The sequence below is a fragment of the Ensifer adhaerens genome (assembly GCF_020035535.1).
In the GTDB taxonomy this organism is placed as follows: Bacteria; Pseudomonadota; Alphaproteobacteria; order Rhizobiales; family Rhizobiaceae; genus Ensifer.
In genome coordinates this window covers 2,464,579-2,481,232 of the sequence record NZ_CP083349.1, presented here as the reverse complement: position 1 = coordinate 2,481,232, position 16,654 = coordinate 2,464,579, and the positions used below count along the sequence as shown (strand labels likewise).

General features: G+C 64.6%; 16 protein-coding genes. 15 read left to right on the top strand and 1 reads right to left on the bottom strand.

The window, feature by feature from the left end; all coding sequences use genetic code 11:
• Window positions 1-4: 4 nt before the first annotated feature.
• The 15 genes from LAC81_RS12195 to LAC81_RS12125 all read left to right on the top strand — a co-directional run bounded on the left by LAC81_RS12195 (window position 5) and on the right by LAC81_RS12125 (window position 15,827).
• The gene (locus LAC81_RS12195; protein ID WP_034792198.1) at window positions 5-862 is read left to right on the top strand and encodes a carbohydrate ABC transporter permease; all 858 of its coding nucleotides are present in this window, start codon (window positions 5-7) and stop codon (window positions 860-862) included.
• A 3-nt stretch (window positions 863-865) separates the two neighbouring features.
• Window positions 866-1,984 (top strand): ABC transporter ATP-binding protein, encoded by a 1,119-nt coding sequence (locus LAC81_RS12190; protein WP_223725002.1) that lies wholly within the window; start codon window positions 866-868, stop codon window positions 1,982-1,984.
• On the top strand, window positions 1,981-3,105 hold the full coding sequence (locus LAC81_RS12185; RefSeq protein WP_223725001.1) for an ABC transporter ATP-binding protein: 1,125 nt from the start codon (window positions 1,981-1,983) through the stop codon (window positions 3,103-3,105). The genes LAC81_RS12190 and LAC81_RS12185 overlap by 4 nt, the downstream gene beginning before the upstream one ends.
• Complete coding sequence (locus LAC81_RS12180) at window positions 3,105-4,682, top strand: FGGY-family carbohydrate kinase (RefSeq protein WP_223725000.1); 1,578 nt, start codon at window positions 3,105-3,107, stop codon at window positions 4,680-4,682. The genes LAC81_RS12185 and LAC81_RS12180 overlap by 1 nt, the downstream gene beginning before the upstream one ends.
• Window positions 4,679-5,716, top strand: coding sequence for a 2-hydroxyacid dehydrogenase (locus tag LAC81_RS12175; RefSeq protein WP_223724999.1), 1,038 nt, complete (start codon window positions 4,679-4,681; stop codon window positions 5,714-5,716). The genes LAC81_RS12180 and LAC81_RS12175 overlap by 4 nt, the downstream gene beginning before the upstream one ends.
• Window positions 5,717-5,790: 74 nt before the next feature.
• Window positions 5,791-6,453, top strand: a complete 663-nt coding sequence (locus LAC81_RS12170; protein WP_223724998.1) for a class II aldolase/adducin family protein — start codon at window positions 5,791-5,793, stop codon at window positions 6,451-6,453.
• Between the two features lie 56 nt (window positions 6,454-6,509).
• Window positions 6,510-8,051 carry a glycerol-3-phosphate dehydrogenase gene (locus LAC81_RS12165; protein ID WP_419195767.1) on the top strand — a complete coding sequence of 514 codons (1,542 nt, stop codon included), beginning with the start codon at window positions 6,510-6,512 and terminating at the stop codon, window positions 8,049-8,051.
• Window positions 8,052-8,062: 11 nt separating this feature from the next.
• The gene (locus LAC81_RS12160; protein WP_223724996.1) at window positions 8,063-9,115 is read left to right on the top strand and encodes a class II aldolase/adducin family protein; all 1,053 of its coding nucleotides are present in this window, start codon (window positions 8,063-8,065) and stop codon (window positions 9,113-9,115) included.
• Window positions 9,112-10,398 (top strand): FGGY-family carbohydrate kinase, encoded by a 1,287-nt coding sequence (locus tag LAC81_RS12155; protein WP_223724995.1) that lies wholly within the window; start codon window positions 9,112-9,114, stop codon window positions 10,396-10,398. The genes LAC81_RS12160 and LAC81_RS12155 overlap by 4 nt, the downstream gene beginning before the upstream one ends.
• Window positions 10,395-11,246 (top strand): TIGR01459 family HAD-type hydrolase, encoded by an 852-nt coding sequence (locus LAC81_RS12150; protein WP_223724994.1) that lies wholly within the window; start codon window positions 10,395-10,397, stop codon window positions 11,244-11,246. Before LAC81_RS12155 ends, LAC81_RS12150 begins: the two co-directional genes overlap by 4 nt.
• A 14-nt stretch (window positions 11,247-11,260) precedes the next feature.
• Window positions 11,261-12,199, top strand: a complete 939-nt coding sequence (locus tag LAC81_RS12145) for a sugar phosphate isomerase/epimerase family protein (RefSeq protein ID WP_223724993.1) — start codon at window positions 11,261-11,263, stop codon at window positions 12,197-12,199.
• Window positions 12,200-12,299: 100 nt separating this feature from the next.
• Entirely contained in the window at window positions 12,300-13,079 is a 780-nt protein-coding gene (locus LAC81_RS12140) for a DeoR/GlpR family DNA-binding transcription regulator (RefSeq protein ID WP_113540357.1), read from the top strand.
• On the top strand, window positions 13,076-13,843 hold the full coding sequence (locus tag LAC81_RS12135; protein WP_223724992.1) for a triose-phosphate isomerase: 768 nt from the start codon (window positions 13,076-13,078) through the stop codon (window positions 13,841-13,843). Before LAC81_RS12140 ends, LAC81_RS12135 begins: the two co-directional genes overlap by 4 nt.
• 42 nt (window positions 13,844-13,885) lie before the next feature.
• The gene (locus LAC81_RS12130) at window positions 13,886-14,329 is read left to right on the top strand and encodes an RpiB/LacA/LacB family sugar-phosphate isomerase (RefSeq protein ID WP_223724991.1); all 444 of its coding nucleotides are present in this window, start codon (window positions 13,886-13,888) and stop codon (window positions 14,327-14,329) included.
• Between the two features lie 214 nt (window positions 14,330-14,543).
• Window positions 14,544-15,827: a low temperature requirement protein A gene (locus LAC81_RS12125; RefSeq protein WP_223724990.1), complete on the top strand. Its 1,284-nt coding sequence runs from the start codon at window positions 14,544-14,546 to the stop codon at window positions 15,825-15,827.
• A 324-nt stretch (window positions 15,828-16,151) separates the two neighbouring features.
• Here LAC81_RS12125 and LAC81_RS12120 read toward each other — a convergent pair whose 3' ends face one another.
• Window positions 16,152-16,625 carry a 6,7-dimethyl-8-ribityllumazine synthase gene (locus LAC81_RS12120; protein ID WP_223724989.1) on the bottom strand — a complete coding sequence of 158 codons (474 nt, stop codon included), beginning with the start codon at window positions 16,623-16,625 and terminating at the stop codon, window positions 16,152-16,154.
• Window positions 16,626-16,654 lie beyond the last annotated feature (29 nt).

The window sequence follows — 16,654 nt, the reverse complement described above, 5'->3', positions numbered from 1 at the left end:
ACCCATGGAAACCATGTCTCCGCTGGAACGGACCTTGCGCGGTCTCGCCCTGACGCTTGTCGTCGTCTTCTTCATGTTCCCGATCTTCTGGATCTTCCTGATGTCGTTCCAGACGAACGAGACGATCCTCGCCATCCCGCCGTCGGTCGTGTTCTCGCCGACGCTTTCCAACTACGCGGCGCTGATCACCGGCAAGTTGCAGACGGCGGCCGGCACGCTCGACATCGCCTTCATGCGCAATCTCGGCAATTCGATCTTCCTGTCGGTCGCCTCGGTTGCCGTGGCGCTCGTGCTCGGGGTGCCGGCTGCCTATGCCTTTGCCCGCCACAAGTTCAAGGGCTCTGAAGACATCGCGTTCACGCTGCTCTCCTTCCGCTTCGCGCCGCCGCTGCTGGTGCTGCTGCCGCTGACGCAGTATTTCCAGTGGCTCGGCCTCTCCAACACCTACTTTGGCCTGATCTGGGTCTACCAGCTGATCTGCCTGCCGCTCATCCTCTGGATCGTGCGCGGTTACTTCGAGGATATCTCGGCCGACGTCGAATATGCCTATCGCATCGCGGGCCATTCCTGGTTCGCAACCTTCCGCAAGATCGCCCTGCCGCTTGCAGGACCGGGCATTGCCGCGGCCGGCCTGCTTGCCTTCATCTTCGCCTGGAACAACTTCGTCTTCGCGCTGGTGCTGGCATCCGCCGACAAGCAGCCGGTGACGGTGGGCGCGCTCGCCTTCGTCACCTCCTCGGGCATCCAATACGGGCAGATCGCGGCGGCCATCGTGCTTTCGGTCACGCCAACGCTCGCACTTGCACTCTACGCCCAGCGCTACCTTGTCGAAGGCCTGTCGCTCGGCGCGGTGAAAGGGTAACTCATGACCACGTTGCAACTGCAGAACATCGTCAAGCGCTACAAGAGCCACACGGTTCTCGACGATCTCACGCTTGATGTCGCCGATGGCGAGCGGCTGGTGCTCTTCGGCCCCTCCGGCGCCGGCAAGACCGTGCTGCTCCGGCTGGTTGCCGGCGTCATCGAGCCGGACGAGGGCAGGGTGCTGATCGGCGGCGAGGACATGACCGATGTCGATGCCGAACATCGCGGTGTCGGCATGGCCTTCCAGAACTTCGCGCTGTTCCCGCACATGAGCGCCTTCGACAATATCGCCAGCCCGCTGACGGCGACGCGGTCTTCGAAGGAGAGAATAGCGGCGGGCGTGCAGAAGGTCGCCAAGCTGTTGAAGATCGACCATGTGCTGACGCATCACCCGAAGGCGCTTTCGAACGGCCAGAAGCAGCGCACGGCACTTGCCCGTGCGCTCGTCGGCTCGCCGCCGCTTTTGCTGCTGGACGATCCCTTGCGCAACGTCGATGCGAAGCTCCGCTTCGAGATGCGACTGGAATTGCCGCGGCTCCTGGCTGCCGAAGGTGCGACGGTCGTCTACGTCACCCAGGACTACAAGGAGGCGATGGCGCTCGGCGACCGGATTGCCGTGATGGCCGCTGGCCGTATCCGCCAGGTCGGGACGCCGCAGGAGATCTATAACGCGCCCGCCGATATCGAGATCGCGCGGCTCTTCGGCGATCCCACCATCAACCTGCTCGATGTCACGCCGCAGCGGAGCGGCGAGGGCGTCTTCGTCGAGCTCTCCAATGTCCGGGTGCGGCTTGCCGATTACGGCGCCGATGTCGTCGGCAGGCAGTGCGTGCTTGGCCTGCGTCCCGAGGCAATCAGCTTCGTCGACGCGGCGGCACCGGGCGCCATTCCCGTGACAGTAGAGGCGGAAACGCCGCTCAACGAAAAGACCGTGACGCTGGCGCTGACGGCACGCGGCCGCGAAATCCTGGTGTCACGCCCGGCCGGCACGCCTGGTCCGACCGCTGGTCCTGCCCATATCGCCGTCAATGGCATGCAGGCCTTTCTCTTCGACAAGACGAGCGGCGCTCTTTTGCCGCGCGCCGACCTTGCAGCCAAGCGCAATGGAGAAGCGGCATGACCGACACCGCTCTTTTGATCAAGGACGTCGACAAGTTCTACGGTCCCGTCGACTACGGCGTGCATGCCGTGAAGAAGCTGAACATGGATGTGAGGAAGGGCGAGATTATTGCTCTGCTCGGCTCGTCCGGCTGCGGAAAGACCTCGACGCTGCGCATGATCGCCGGCTTCGAGGCAGTATCGCGCGGCACGATCTCGCTTGCCGGACGCGAGGTTCAGACCCTGCCGCCGGTGCGCCGCAACGTCGCCATGGCGTTCGAAGGCTATTCGCTCTATCCGCCACTGACGGTGCGCGAAAACATCGCCTTCGCGTTGAAGGCCTCGAAGCTCTCGCAGAGCGTCGTCGACCAGAAGGTGGCCGGTATCGCCAAACTGCTCGAAATCGAGGACATTCTCGGGCGCTACCCGAGCTCGATTTCCGGCGGCCAGCAGCAGCGCGCTTCACTCGGCCGGGCCCTCATCCGCGACGCCAACCTGCACCTCCTCGACGAGCCGATGGGGCAGCTCGAGCCGCAGCTTCGGGCGCTGCTTCGCGGCCGCATCAAGCATTTCATCAAGGAGCGGGGGCTGACGGCGATCCTCGTCACCCACGACCAGACCGAGGCGAACGCGCTTGCCGACCGCATTGCCGTCATGGAAGGCGGCGTGCTGCAGCAGTTCGACACGCCGCAGAAGATCAAGGAGCGGCCGGCCAATCTCTTCACCGGCACCTTCGTCGGCGAGCCGCCGATGAACGTCTTTGAGGCCAGTGTTTCCGGCTCCGAAAGCAAGATGGCCTTTGGCCTGAAGGACGGCGTGCGGCTGGAATATCCGGCCTCCGACTTCTCGCATGCGGTGCGCGATGCGCTCATCAAACGGCAGAAGGTGGTGCTCGGCATTCGCCCCTATTCGGTGCGCCGCAGCGCCGATGGTGTGACCGGCCGCGTCGCCGTCAACCAGTGGCTCGGCGACCAGACCCATATCGCGGCGGATTTCGCCGGTGGCACCATGGTGCTGGTCGAGCATGACCGAACGGAGCTCGATGTCGGCCAGCCGATCGGCATTCATCTCGATCCGTCGAGCCTGCACGTCTTCGACGGCGAGAGCGGGCGCGCGATCAGCCATGGACAGGAGCTCGCCTGATGCGGGACATCCTCATCGGCATCGATGCGGGAACGTCGGTCATCAAGTCGGTGGCCTTCGATCTCGCCGGCCGGCAGCTGGCCATGGCCGCCGTGCCGAACGCCTATGAGGCGGTCGGCCGCGCTGGCAGTGTCCAGGATCTGGAGCGCACCTGGGCAGATGCCGCGGTGACGCTGAAGCAGCTCTCCGAGAAGATCGACAACCTTTCCGGCCGCGTCGCTGCGATCGCTGTGACCGGCCAGGGCGACGGCACCTGGATGATCGATCGGGACGGCGCCCCTGTCGGCAAGGGCTGGCTCTGGCTCGATGCGCGCGCCGGCGAAACTGTGGAGCGGCTGCGCGGCGACAGCGGCGACGTTGCCCGCTTCGAAAGCACCGGCGCGGGTCTTGCCGCCTGCCAGCAGGGGCCGCAGCTGCGCTGGATGAGCGACCATGCGCCCGAGATGCTCTCGGGCGTTGCCACCACCTTCCACTGCAAGGACTGGCTCTATTTCAAGCTGACCGGCAAACGGGCGACCGATCCCTCCGAGGCGAATTTCAGCTTCGGCAATTTTCGTACCCGCAGCTACAGCGACGACGTCATCGCCTTCCTCGGGCTCGAAAAGCTGAAACATGTGCTGCCCGAGATCGTCGACGGCGCCGCGACCCATCACCCGCTTTCGGCGGAAGCGGCCGGTATCACAGGTCTCACCGAGGGCACGCCCATCGTGCTTGGCTATGTCGATGTCGTCTGCACAGCCCTTGGCGCCGGGCTCTACGATCCGGGCACCGATACCGGCTGCTCGATCATCGGCTCGACCGGCATGCACATGCGACTTGCCAATGGCGCCGACGATGTGCGGCTGAACCGGGACTTGACCGGCTACACCATGTGCATGCCGATCCCCGGCGCCTACGCACAGATGCAGTCGAACATGGCGGCGACGCTCAATATCGACTGGATCCTCTCGGTGGCTTCCGGCCTATTGAAGGGCATGGGGGTCGAGAAATCCAAGAGCGAGCTGCTCGCTTTTGTCGACGACTGGCTGGCCGATGCCAAGGACACGCCGCTGATCTTCCAGCCCTATATCTCGGATGCGGGCGAGCGCGGGCCCTTCGTCGACGCGACGGCGCGTGCGTCCTTTGTCGGGCTGTCGATCACCCACGGCTTTCCCGACATGGTGAAGGCGGTCTTCGACGGGCTCGCCATGGCGGCGCGCGATTGTTATGCCGAAATGGGGCCGCTACCGACGCGGATCCGATTGACCGGAGGTGCCGCCCGCAGCGCATCGCTCCGCCGTATCCTCGGTGCGGCCCTCGGCGCCAGCGTCCAGACGAGCGAGCGGGAGGAGGCGGGGGCGGCCGGTGCCGCGATGATCGCCGCCGTCTCGCTTGGCATCTACCCCTCGATGGCCGATTGCCTTGGCGATTGGGTCACGCCCTATCAACGGCCGGCTGAAGCCGCCGATCCGGCACTTGCCCGCCGCTTTGACGAACTTTTCCCCGCCTACCAGCAGTCGCGAACAGCGCTCAGACCCGTCTGGCACGCACTCTCCCAAAGTACTGACGCCGGAAACCAACAGGAAAGACCGAAATGAAGAAGATAGCCATTATCGGCGACCGGTTCATGCTGCCGGACGTGTTCCGCGACAAGATCGTCGAGGCGACCGGCAACGGCCATGACATCCGCACCCTCGAACTGCCCTGGCCGGATGTGCCGATGGAGCACGGCTATGCCGTCGAAGGCATGGATGGCCTCAAGGAATATCTCGGCAAGCCCGAGGACATCATCGCATTTATCGGTGACGCGGAAATCCTGGTGACGCAGTTGGCGCCGCTGTCTCGCGGAATGCTCGAAGCATTGCCGGGCCTGAAGCTCGTCGCCGTCTCGCGTGGCGGTCCGGTCAACATCGACATGGGTGCCGCACGCGATGTCGGGGTGCGCGTCGTCAACACGCCAGGCCGCAATGCGAGCGCCGTTGCCGAATTCACGCTTGGCGCCATCCTCGCCGAGACGCGGCTGATCCGCACCGGTCACGAGGCGCTGCGCAGGGGTGAATGGCGCGGCGATCTCTACCGCGCCGACCGCACCGGTCGCGAACTCTGCGAAATGACCGTCGGAGTCATCGGCTACGGCAATATAGGCACCAAGGTCGTGCGCCTGCTGCGCGCCTTTGGCACCAGGGTTCTGGTGCACGACCCCTATGTGCAGCTTTCCGCCGACGATCTGAATGCCGGCGTCGAGCAGGTCTCGCTCGACACGCTTCTGTCCCGTTCCGACCTCGTGACGCTGCATCCGCGCGTCACCGACGAGACGCGGAACATGATGAATGCCGAGACCTTTGCGAAGATGAAGCCGGGCGCGATCTTCGTGAACACGGCGCGCGGGCCGCTCTGTGACTACGACGCGCTCTACGAGAACCTGGTCAGTGGTCATCTCTCGGCGGCGATGCTGGAGACCTTTGCGGTGGAGCCGGTGCCGGAGGAATGGCCGTTGTTGCAGCTTCCCAACGTGACGCTGACGCCGCATATCGCGGGCGCTTCCGTGCGCACCGTGACCTTTGCCGCCGAAATGGCCGCCGAGGAGGTCCGCCGTTACATCGCCGGCCTGCCGCCGGTTCACCCTTGCTAGAGCGGGCCGAGGAAAGGCGTGGGCGGGTTTCCGCCCACATCCCGCTCTAACCGATCAGAATTGAGGAACGCGCCATGAGCGAACGCGAGCTGCGCCAGTCGATCGTCGAACACTGCCGCCACATGAACGCCATCGGGCTCAACCAGGGCACTTCGGGTAACATCAGCCTGCGCCACGGCGACACGATGCTGGTGACGCCCTCGGGCATTGCCTACGACGCAATGACGGCCGAGATGATCGTCGCCATGCCGATCGAGGGCGAATACGGAAGCTGGTCGGGGCCGAAGAAACCTTCGGTCGAATGGCCGTTCCACCTGGATATCCTGCGTGCGCGGCCGGAGATCGGCGCCGTTGTCCATACCCATGCGATGTATTCGACCATTCTGGCGATCGCCCGCAAACCGATTCCGGCCTGCCACTACATGATCGCGGCCTTCGGCGGCAGCGACGTGCGCGTCGCCGATTATGAACGCTACGGCTCCAAGGCACTCTCCGACAGTGTGCTGCGGGCACTCGAAGGACGCAGCGCCTGTCTGATGGCGAACCACGGCATGATCGCAACGGGCGCGAGCCTGGAGAAGGCGATGTGGGCGGCGGTCGAACTGGAGACGATCGCCAAGCAATATTACCACACGCTGCTGATCGGTGGTCCGGTGGTCCTGTCGGAAACCGAGATATCCGGCGTGGTCGAAGGCTTCTCCACCTATGGCCTACAAGACAAGACGAAGGTGGCCTGAGGCATGGCGAGGACTGCAGCAATGCCCGCAAAATGCGAAGCGGTTTTCTGTCCGGAATGCGCGAATTCAAAGGAGTGCCGACGGTGAGTTCCGAGACCGGAGTATACGATCTGTTTGTCGTCGGCGGCGGCGTCAATGGCGCGGGCATTGCGCGCGACGCGGCCGGGCGAGGGCTCTCGGTGCTGTTGTGCGAGAAGGACGATCTGGCGCAGGGCACCAGTTCGCGCTCGGGCAAGCTGGTGCATGGCGGCCTGCGCTACCTCGAATATTACGAGTTCCGCCTGGTGCGCGAGGCGCTGATCGAGCGCGAAGTACTGCTGGAATCCGCGCCGCATATCATCTGGCCGATGCGTTTCGTGCTGCCGCACAACCCTCAGGACCGGCCGGCCTGGCTGGTAAGGCTCGGGCTCTTCCTCTACGACCATCTCGGCGGGCGCAAGCGCCTGCCGGGAACGCGCAGCCTCAATCTTGCGACCGCGCCCGAGGGCGCGCCGATCAAGCGCGAATACCGCAGGGCGTTCGAATATTCCGACTGTTGGGTGGATGACGCCCGGCTCGTCGTTCTGAACGCGCTCGATGCCCAGGCCCGCGGCGCGCGGGTGCTGACGCGCACCGCCTGCAGTTCGATCCGAAGGCGCGACGGGCTCTGGCATATCGAGATGACCGATACGCGCACCGGTGCCAGGACCGAGGCTAAGGCGCGCTGTGTCGTCAATACTGCCGGCCCCTGGGTCAACGACGTCATCGGCCGGATCGGGGGCTTGAACTCCAGCCGCAGCGTGCGCCTCGTCAAGGGCAGCCACATCGTCGTGCCGAAGTTCTGGGAGGGGCGGCAGGCCTATCTGGTGCAGAACCCGGACAAACGGGTGATCTTCATCAATCCCTACCAGAACGACCTTGCGCTGATCGGCACGACGGACATCCCCTATGAAGGCCGGCCGGAGGATGTGGCCGCCGACGACAACGAGATCGCCTATCTGCTGAAGTCGGTGAACCGCTATTTCAAGCAACAACTGACATCAGATGACATCGTCTACAGCTTCTCCGGCGTGCGCCCGCTCTATGACGACAATGCCGAAAACCCGTCGGCCGTCACCCGCGACTATATCTTCGAGGTCGATGCGGCCGATCAACAGGCGCCGCTGCTTTCGGTCTTCGGCGGCAAGATCACCACCTTCCGCAAGCTTTCCGAACATGCGCTGGAGCGGCTGAAACCCTTCTTTCCGAAGATGGGACCGGCCTGGACGGCGAAGAGTCATCTGCCCGGCGGCGACATGGCCGATGCCGACTTCGATCTGTTCCTGGGTGAACTCAGATCTCGCTATCGCTGGCTGCCCGCCGATCTCGCCAAGCATTATGCGCGGCTCTATGGCACCCGGACGCATGCGCTGCTTGCCGGCGCCCAATCGCTCGACGACCTTGGGCCGGCCTTCGGTCCACATCTGCGTGAGCGCGAGGCGCGCTTCCTGATCGAAAACGAGTGGGCGCTGACGACGGACGACATTCTGGACCGCCGAACCAAGCATGGCCTGCACATGACGCCGGCCGAGCGGCAGGCCTTTAGCCATTGGCTCGAACGCCAGCAGGCGGCGGCGTGAAGGAGGCCGGGATGCAAAGTCTGGAATTCGAAGCGCTTCTCGATCTTTCGGCCCGCGCCGGGTCCGATCCGCTGCTGGTGCAGGGGGCGGGCGGCAACACCTCGATCAAGGAGGGCGGCACGCTCTGGATCAAGGCCTCGGGCCTCTGGCTGGCGCAGGCCCGCCAACGCGACGTCATGGTGCCGGTGGCGCTCGAGCCCTTGCTCGATGCGCTGGAGGCGAACGATCCGGCGACCGAGAGGGCGCAGGATTTCGTGATAACCGAGCGCAACCCCTCCGGTCTGCGCCCGTCGATCGAAACCACTGTGCACGCGCTGATGCCGCAGAAGGTGGTGGTGCATGTGCACTGCGTCGAGACGATCGCGACGGCGGTGCAGATCAATGGTGCTGCGATCGCCGCGGAGCGGCTTGCCGGTGTCCCGCACGTGTTCGTGCCCTATGCCCGGCCGGGCCTGCCGCTGGCCAGGGCGATCGCCGAGCGCCTGCAGGACGACACCACGGTGCTGGTGCTTGGCAATCACGGCCTCGTCGTCGCTGCCGAAACCGTGGCGGATGCGGCGATGCTGCTGACGGACATCACGCGTCGACTGACCGGGCAGAAGCGCCACGCGCCGGCGGCCGACCTTGCGGCCCTTTCGCGGCTGGCTGTCGACAGCGACTATCGCTTGCCGGAGGATGCCGGCCTGCATGCGGTCGCGGCTGATCTCGACAGTTGCCGGCTCGCCGCCGGCGGCAGCCTTTACCCGGATCATGTGATCTTCCTCGGCAAGGGCGTTGTGGTCGCCGCGCCCGGCGAAACCGCGCTTTCGATCGAGGCGAAGCGGCGTGTGGGCGGCGAGAGCCTGCAGCCACTGCTGCTTTTCCCCGGCAAGGGCGTGCTGGTGCAGAAGGAGATTTCTGCCGGCGCCTTCGCCATGGCGCGCTGCCTTGCCGACGTGACGGCACGCATCCCGGCGGACGCACGGTTGCGCTACCTGACGGAGGCAGAGAACGCCGAGCTTCTCGGTTGGGATGCGGAGAAATACCGCCAGCAGCTCAATCGCGCCGGGCAGGTGCTGCAATGAGCAGCCAACCGGACAAGCTCGTCGTCGGCATCGACCTCGGCACCTCGGGCGCCCGTGCGGTCGTCATGGCGCCGGATGGCGCGGTCCTTGCGTCCGGTGCGGCGAAGCTCTCTTCTTTCTCCGGGGACCACCGCGATCCCATCGGCTGGTGGAAGTCTGTGCAGACCGCGCTTGAGGAAGCGCTTGGGGGTGTCGACAGGCGGAAGGTTGCAGCGCTCGCAGTCGACGGCACATCGGGCACGATGCTGCCCGTGGATCAAAGCGGTGCGCCGCTGGCGACGCCGATGATGTACAACGATCCGGTTGCCGATCGCGCACTTCTCGATGCGGTTACCGCCCATGCGTCGCGTGAAAGCGCTGCCCATGGCGCGACATCTGGTCTCGCCAAGTTTCTCGCTTTTCAGAGTGTGTCGGAAGTCTTCCGAGTGATCCATCAGGCGGACTGGCTCGCCGGTCATTTCACCGGACTTTATGACGTCTCCGACGAAAACAATGCACTGAAGACCGGTTACGATCCGCTGGAGCGCCGTTGGCCCGACTGGATGGAAAAGACCGGCGCCCGCGTCGAGTTGTTGCCCGACGTGCTGCCGGCCGGCGCGCCGATCGCGACGATCGCGCCGGCGGCGGCCGATGCCTTCGGGCTTTCGAGCGATGTGGTGATCGTTGCCGGCACGACGGACGGGTGCGCCTCGTTTCTCGCGACGGGTGCCGATCAGCCGGGCGACGGCGTCAGCGCGCTCGGCACGACCCTGACGGTGAAGATGCTGTCCGACCGTCCGCTGTTTGCGCCGGAATACGGGCTCTACAGCCACCGCGTCGGCGAGATGTGGCTTGCGGGAGGTGCGTCCAACTCCGGAGGCGTGGTGCTCGCCGAGCATTTCTCACCGGAACGGATTGTCGCCCTTTCGGCCGGGATCGACCCGGCCATCGATAGCGGGCTCGACTATTATCCGCTGGTGAAGCCCGGCGAGCGTTTCCCCATCGCCGATCCGGACTTCCAACCGCGCATGAGCCCGAGGCCGGCCGATGATGCGACCTTCCTCAAGGCGATCTTCGAGGGCATCGCCGGCGTCGAGAGCCTTGCCTATCAGCGGCTGACGTCGCTTGGCGGGCCGGCGCTCCGGTCGCTTCGCAGCGTCGGCGGCGGCGCGAGGAATGCGGCCTGGACCGCTATCCGGGCGCGCAGGCTTGGCGTGCCGTTCCTGCCGGTTCTCTCGGAGGAAGCGGCCGCCGGCACGGCGCGGCTTGCTCTTTCCGGCGCCAGAAAGGCTGGTGTGTTGTGACGTTTGCTCAAACGACTGCGATCGCGGGACTTGGCGAGATTGCCGATCGCTACGACGCCTTCCTGATCGATCAGTTCGGCGTGCTGCGCGATGGCCGCGGGCCCTATCCGGGCGCGGCCGAAACGCTGGTTCGGCTGAAGGATGCGGGCAAACGCATCATCATCCTCTCCAATTCGGGAAAACGCTCGGCGGAAAACGATCGCCGCCTCGCCGATCTCGGCTTCGTCTCGGGTAGCTGGGACTGGTTCCTGACCTCGGGCGAGGTCGCCTGGCAGATCCTGAGGCGCGAAGGTGAGGGCGCTGCCCGGGGACGTCGCAAGTGCCTGCTGATCAGTCGCGACGGCGACCTCTCGCCGCTGACCGGGCTCGATCTCGAGCGCACCACTGGCGGTGCCGATGCCGACTTCGTGCTGCTCGCCGCGAGCGAGGGCGATGTCTACCCACTTTCGCACTATGAAGCGTTGCTTGCGCCTGCGGCCGCGCGCGGCGTCCCCTGCCTCTGCACCAATCCCGACAAGGTGATGCTGACGAAGGAAGGTACCGCCTTCGGCGCCGGCCGCATCGCCGAGCTTTACGAGGAGCTCGGGGGCACCGTTCGCTGGATCGGCAAGCCCTTTGCCGACATCTATGCGTCAGCGCTCGAATTTCTCGGGCAGCCGGATCCGCCGCGGGTCTGCGCGATCGGCGACAGCATCGAGCACGACATTGCCGGCGCTGCGAATGCAGGGCTTCACTCGGTGCTGGTGACGACGGGGATCCTGGAGCGCGCCTCGGGTGAGGAGCGTCGCAAGCTCTTTGCCGAGCACGGTGCCAGTCCCGATTTCATCCTTCCGAAATTCATCTGGTAGCCGGGAGTAAAGCCGTGGGCTTCACGCTGTCGCTCAACACCAATCCACTGGTCAACCGCTTCGCCGATCCGGATGACCTGATCGACACGATCGCCGAGAAGATCCGCATCGGCTACGTGCAGCTCACCCACGAGTTCGTCAATCCTGGCTGGCCGGCCGCAACGATCGTCAAGACCCTCAGGCAGTTTCGTCGGGCAGTCGACCGCACCGGCGTGAAGATCACCTCGGGCATGACCGGCCCCTATGGCCGGCTCAACCATTTCGGCCATCCGGACGCGGATGTGCGGCGCTACTATGTCGACTGGTTCAAGACCTTTGCCGACATTTCCGCCGAGCTCGGCGCCTCCGGCATGGGCACGCAATTCGCGATCTTCACGCTTCGCGATTACGACGACCCGGCGCGGCGCGCGGAGATGATGCGGATCGCCATCGACTGCTGGCGCGAGGTTGCCGAGCATGGCAAGGCGGCGGGGCTCTCCTATGTCTTCTGGGAGCCGATGTCGGTCGGCCGCGAGTTCGGCCACACGATCGAGGAATGCCGGGCGCTTGACCGACGGCTCGCCGAAGCCCGCTTGCCGATCCCGATGAAGATGATGGTCGATATCGACCATGGCGACGTCACCTCCGATAACCCCGACGACATAGATCCCTATGCCTGGGCCGGTGCGTTTCCGCAGCGCTCGCCGATCATCCACATCAAGCAGTCGTCGATGAACAAGGGCGGCCACTGGCCGTTTACCGCCGCCTACAACCGGGACGGCCGCATCACGCCGGAGAAGCTCATCGGCGCGGTCAAGGCCGGTGGCGGTACCGACAACGAGATCTGCCTGGAGCTTTCCTTCCGCGAGCGCGAGCCGACGGACCATAACGTCGTCGAGATGATCCGGGAGTCGGTCGAATTCTGGGAGCCCCACATCGACACGGGCTTCAATCGCACAGAAAAATCACATTGAAAGATAACAAAATCACGTTTGGTAAATTGAAATATCACAAATAGGTGTTATCTTCTCACTGTGAACGTGGCTGAGGTCGCGTGAAATCGGGGCCGAGACGATGAAGCCGGAAGACAGGCGACAGGCGATCATGGATGTGCTGATGGAGGCCGGAACGGCGTCCGTCGAAGATCTGTCGCTGCGCTTCGGTGTCAGCAAGATGACGGTGCATCGCGATCTCGACGACCTCGAACAGGCGGGCCTGCTGCGCAAGGTGCATGGCGGCGCCTCGATCCAGTCGAGCCCGCAATTCGAGAGCGACTTCCGCTATCGCGAGAAGATAGCGATCTCCGAAAAGCGACGGATCGCCGAGCATGCGGCGAGCCTAATCGAGCCGGGGCAGAGCATCCTGATCGACGACAGCTCGACGACCGGCGCTATCGCCGACTGCATCCGCGACATTCGCCCGCTGACGGTCATCACCAACAATCTCGGCGTGATCACCAGCCTTTCGGGTGCGCCAGGCATCAACGTGATCGCGCTCGGCGGCCAGTACAGCAAGAAGTTCAACGGCTTCTTCGGCATCGTCACCGACGAAGCGCTGCGGTCGCTGCGTGTCGATATCGCCTTTCTTTCCAGTTCTGCCATCGAGGGCACCACGGCCTTTCACCAGGACCAGGAGGTCGTGCAGGCCAAGCGCCTGATGGTGAAGGCTGCCAAGCGCAAATACCTGCTGGTGGATCACGACAAATTCGGGCGCTCGGCGCTCCATTTCCTGACCGGGCTCGATGCCTTCGACGCGGTGCTGACCGGCGCCGAAGTTGCGGCCGAGCATGCCGCACCGCTCGAAGAGGCAGGCATCCGGCTGGTCAGGGTCGACAATCGCAAGGAGAAAGCATGAGCAAGTCAGGCCTCTGGGTCGGCACCAGCTGGAAGATGAACAAGACGCTCGCCGAGGCGATGGCCTTCGCCGACGGTTTGGCGGCTGCCGACGCGACGCGTGACGCGCGCATCCAGCGCTTCGTCATCCCGCCGTTCACGGCTGTGCGCGAGGTCAAGGCGCGACTTTCCGGCACCAGCGTCAAGGTCGGCGCGCAGAACATGCATTGGGACGATGCCGGCGCCTGGACCGGGGAGGTGTCGCCGCTGATGCTTGCGGATTGCAACCTCGACGTGGTCGAGCTCGGCCACAGCGAGCGGCGCGAACATTTCGGTGAGACCGATCGCACCGTCGGCCTGAAGACGGCAGCCGCCGCGCGCCATGGCCTGGTGCCGCTGATCTGCATCGGCGAGACGCTTTCCGAGCGCGAAGCGGGCGAGGCAGATGCTGTGTTGAAGCGCCAGGTCGAGGGCGCGCTGGCACTTCTCGAGGGCGAGGCGAAAAAGGCGACGATCCTGCTTGCCTACGAGCCGGTCTGGGCGATCGGCGTCAACGGCATTCCGGCGACGGCTGATTATGCCGACAAGCGCCACAAGCGCATCGCCGAGGTGGCGGAGGCCGTGCTCGGCAGGCGCGTGCCGGTGCTCTACGGCGGCAGCGTCAATCCCGGCAATTGCGAAGAACTGATCACCCAGGCGCATATCGACGGTCTTTTCATCGGCCGCTCCGCCTGGGACGTCACTGGCTATCTCGACATTCTGCAGCGTGTCGCCAAGGCGATCTGAGCCCTCGGCCGTTGCAGCTCAAGAAGAACGAAAGGAACAATCATGAAGATTGCAATCGGAGCCGACAGCGCCGGCAAGCCCCTGCTGGACGTCATCGCCGCCCATCTCGGCGGCCGCAACGACGTGGAAGTCGTGGATCTCAGCCAGTCCGGCTTCTATGCGGACCTCGCGCAGAACCTGGCGCAGCAGGTCGTCGAGGGCAAGCATGACCGTGGCATCCTGTTCTGCGGCACCGGCATCGGCGTCTGCATCTCCGCCAACAAGGTGCCGGGCATCCGCGCAGCGCTGACGCACGACACCTATTCGGCCGAGCGTGCGGCGAAGTCGAACAATGCCCAGATCATCACCATGGGCGCGCGCGTCATCGGGCCGGAGCTGGCAAAGTCGATCGTCGATACCTGGCTCGCATCCGAGTTCGACCCCAACGGCTCGTCGGCCGGCAATGTCGAGGCGATCAATCGCCTGGATGCCGCCAGAGCCGGATGAGGAAAGGTGCGGGCGGTTTTCCGTCCGAGTCCCACTTCCGATATCAAGGCCTAAACCGATCTCTCGATGCCCGTTGATCCTCCCTCAGGCATCGTGACGACACGCCCGGCAGAGATGCCGGGCGTTTTCGTGTCCGGTCTATCGCTTCGCCTTGACGAGGCTTCTGCAAATATTTGAATATCCTTGCGGATCGTCAATTGAAGGACGTTGCCGCATGAATGAAGCAACCTCGACCGAGCCGCATCAAAGTGCACACCATCATGTGGCGCGCATGAGCGGCCGCGACACGCATGAACATCACCGGACGGCGACGACGCTCGAACTCTTGTTCGACCTGACCTTCGTCATCGCCTTCAGCCTGGCCGCTTCGCAGCTTGCCCATTTTCTCGCCGAGGGGCACACCTTTGCCGGTCTCTTCGGCTTTGCGCTCGCGACCTTTTCCATCTGCTGGGCCTGGATCAATTTCAGCTGGTTTGCCTCCGCCTATGACACGGACGACTGGATTTTCCGCAGCGTCACTATGGTGCAGATGGTCGGCGTGCTGATCCTGGCGATCGGCCTGCCGCCGATGTTCGAGTCGATCGACAAGGGCGAGCACCTCGACAACGGCATCATGGTGCTCGGCTACGTCGTCATGCGCGTCGCGATGCTCTTCCAGTGGCTGCGCGCGAGCCGCCAGGACCCGGCGCGGCGGAATGCCTGCCTCACCTATGTGAAGGCGATCAGCGTCGCCCAGATCGGCTGGATCGTGCTGATCTTCGTCGACTTCTCACTGCTGGTGACCTTCGCCATGGTCGTCGGGCTCACGGCGATCGAGATGCTTGGCCCCTATTTCGCCGAGACGCGGGACGGTGGCACGCCCTGGCATGCGCATCACATCGCCGAGCGCTACGGGCTTCTTGCCATCATCGCGCTCGGGGAAGGGGTTGTCGGCACGGTCGCCTCGATCTCGGCCGTGGTCGAGGGGCAGGGCTGGGATCTCAATGTCGCGCTCGTCTGCCTGGCGGGTACGGGGCTTACCTTCGGCATGTGGTGGATCTATTTCCTGCTGCCGAGTGCCGAAATCCTGCACCACTACCGCCTCAAGCGGGCCTTTGTCTGGGGCTACGGCCACATGCCGATCTTCGCCTCGATCGTCGCGACAGGCGCCGGCCTGCATGTGGCGGCCTACTACATCGAGCACAAGGCGCATATCGGTTCGGTCGCAACGGTGCTGACGGTTGCGGTGCCCGTCGCCTGCTATATCGGGCTGCTCTACGCGATGTACGCCTATCTCATGCAGCAGGCGGACCGCCTGCATCTCTGGCTGCTCGCCGGTACCGCGCTGGTGCTGGCCGCGTCCGTGGTCGCCGCGATCGCCGGGCTCGACATGGCCAAGTGCCTGATCATCCTGATGCTCGCGCCCGTCGTTACCATCGTCGGTTACGAAGTGGCGGGGCATCGCCATCGCATGGCGGCACTGGAGCGCAGCCTGCACAAGGGTGATGCGGTGCCTTGATTTTGCGAGTCGAAACAGCGGGTTATCCGCTGTTTCCGGTGATGTGATTCAGGGGCTTCAGAGGTTGATTCAAAGGCGGCGGCTCGCGCTGCGGAGGGGTGCCCCTCACTCTGACCCTCTCTCCGCAGGCGGGGAGAGGGACGAGAACCCTGGTAAACCGGGAACCTCTGGAAGATGTCGGATAAACGCCGTGCTTGCTAGCACCGGTGCGGTTAGGCAGCAGGGTGCCACGTGTGTCCTTCTCCCCGCGAGCGGGAAGAAGGTGGCGGCAGCAGGATGAGGGGCCATCGCAACCGCATCGTCGCAGTTGCGACCAGCAGGAGGTCAGGCGTTGACCAGCGCCAGCTTGGCGCGGGCGTCGAGGATCTGGGCGCAGGCGTTGGCGGCTTCCGTGCCCTTGGTAACGAAGTGCTCGCGGAAGAAGGCGATCAGCGGCTCGCTTTCCTGGAAATTGTGCGGGGTCAGCACCGCCGAAAGCACCGGCACATCGGTGTCGAGCTGCACCCGCATCATGCCGTCGAGCACGGTGCCGGCGACGAAGTCGTGGCGGTAGATGCCGCCGTCGACGACAAAGGCAGTCCCGAGGATCGCGGCATAGCGGCCGGTCCTCGCCAGCGTCTGCGCATGGAGCGGGATTTCGAGTGCACCGGGAACGTCGAAGATCTTGACATCCGCCGCCGAGCCGCCGAGCTTCGTCCATTGCGCGACGAAGGCATCGACGCAGCGGTCGACGATATCGGCGTGCCAGCGGGCACGGACGATCGCGATCTTGGCGGTGGGGTGGGAAAGAATGGTCATGGTCTCAAGCCTTTCAGGGTTTGGCGTTT

Bases quoted from the DNA above. Each gene is read 5' to 3' on its own strand.
- LAC81_RS12195 (WP_034792198.1), top strand. From the start codon at position 5: ATGGAAACCATGTCTCCGCTGGAACGGACCTTGCGCGGTCTCGCCCTG.
- LAC81_RS12190 (WP_223725002.1), top strand. From the start codon at position 866: ATGACCACGTTGCAACTGCAGAACATCGTCAAGCGCTACAAGAGCCAC.
- LAC81_RS12185 (WP_223725001.1), top strand. From the start codon at position 1,981: ATGACCGACACCGCTCTTTTGATCAAGGACGTCGACAAGTTCTACGGT.
- LAC81_RS12180 (WP_223725000.1), top strand. From the start codon at position 3,105: ATGCGGGACATCCTCATCGGCATCGATGCGGGAACGTCGGTCATCAAG.
- LAC81_RS12175 (WP_223724999.1), top strand. From the start codon at position 4,679: ATGAAGAAGATAGCCATTATCGGCGACCGGTTCATGCTGCCGGACGTG.
- LAC81_RS12170 (WP_223724998.1), top strand. From the start codon at position 5,791: ATGAGCGAACGCGAGCTGCGCCAGTCGATCGTCGAACACTGCCGCCAC.
- LAC81_RS12165 (WP_419195767.1), top strand. From the start codon at position 6,510: ATGCGCGAATTCAAAGGAGTGCCGACGGTGAGTTCCGAGACCGGAGTA.
- LAC81_RS12160 (WP_223724996.1), top strand. From the start codon at position 8,063: ATGCAAAGTCTGGAATTCGAAGCGCTTCTCGATCTTTCGGCCCGCGCC.
- LAC81_RS12155 (WP_223724995.1), top strand. From the start codon at position 9,112: ATGAGCAGCCAACCGGACAAGCTCGTCGTCGGCATCGACCTCGGCACC.
- LAC81_RS12140 (WP_113540357.1), top strand. From the start codon at position 12,300: ATGAAGCCGGAAGACAGGCGACAGGCGATCATGGATGTGCTGATGGAG.
- LAC81_RS12135 (WP_223724992.1), top strand. From the start codon at position 13,076: ATGAGCAAGTCAGGCCTCTGGGTCGGCACCAGCTGGAAGATGAACAAG.
- LAC81_RS12130 (WP_223724991.1), top strand. From the start codon at position 13,886: ATGAAGATTGCAATCGGAGCCGACAGCGCCGGCAAGCCCCTGCTGGAC.
- LAC81_RS12125 (WP_223724990.1), top strand. From the start codon at position 14,544: ATGAATGAAGCAACCTCGACCGAGCCGCATCAAAGTGCACACCATCAT.
- LAC81_RS12120 (WP_223724989.1), bottom strand. From the start codon at position 16,625: ATGACCATTCTTTCCCACCCCACCGCCAAGATCGCGATCGTCCGTGCC.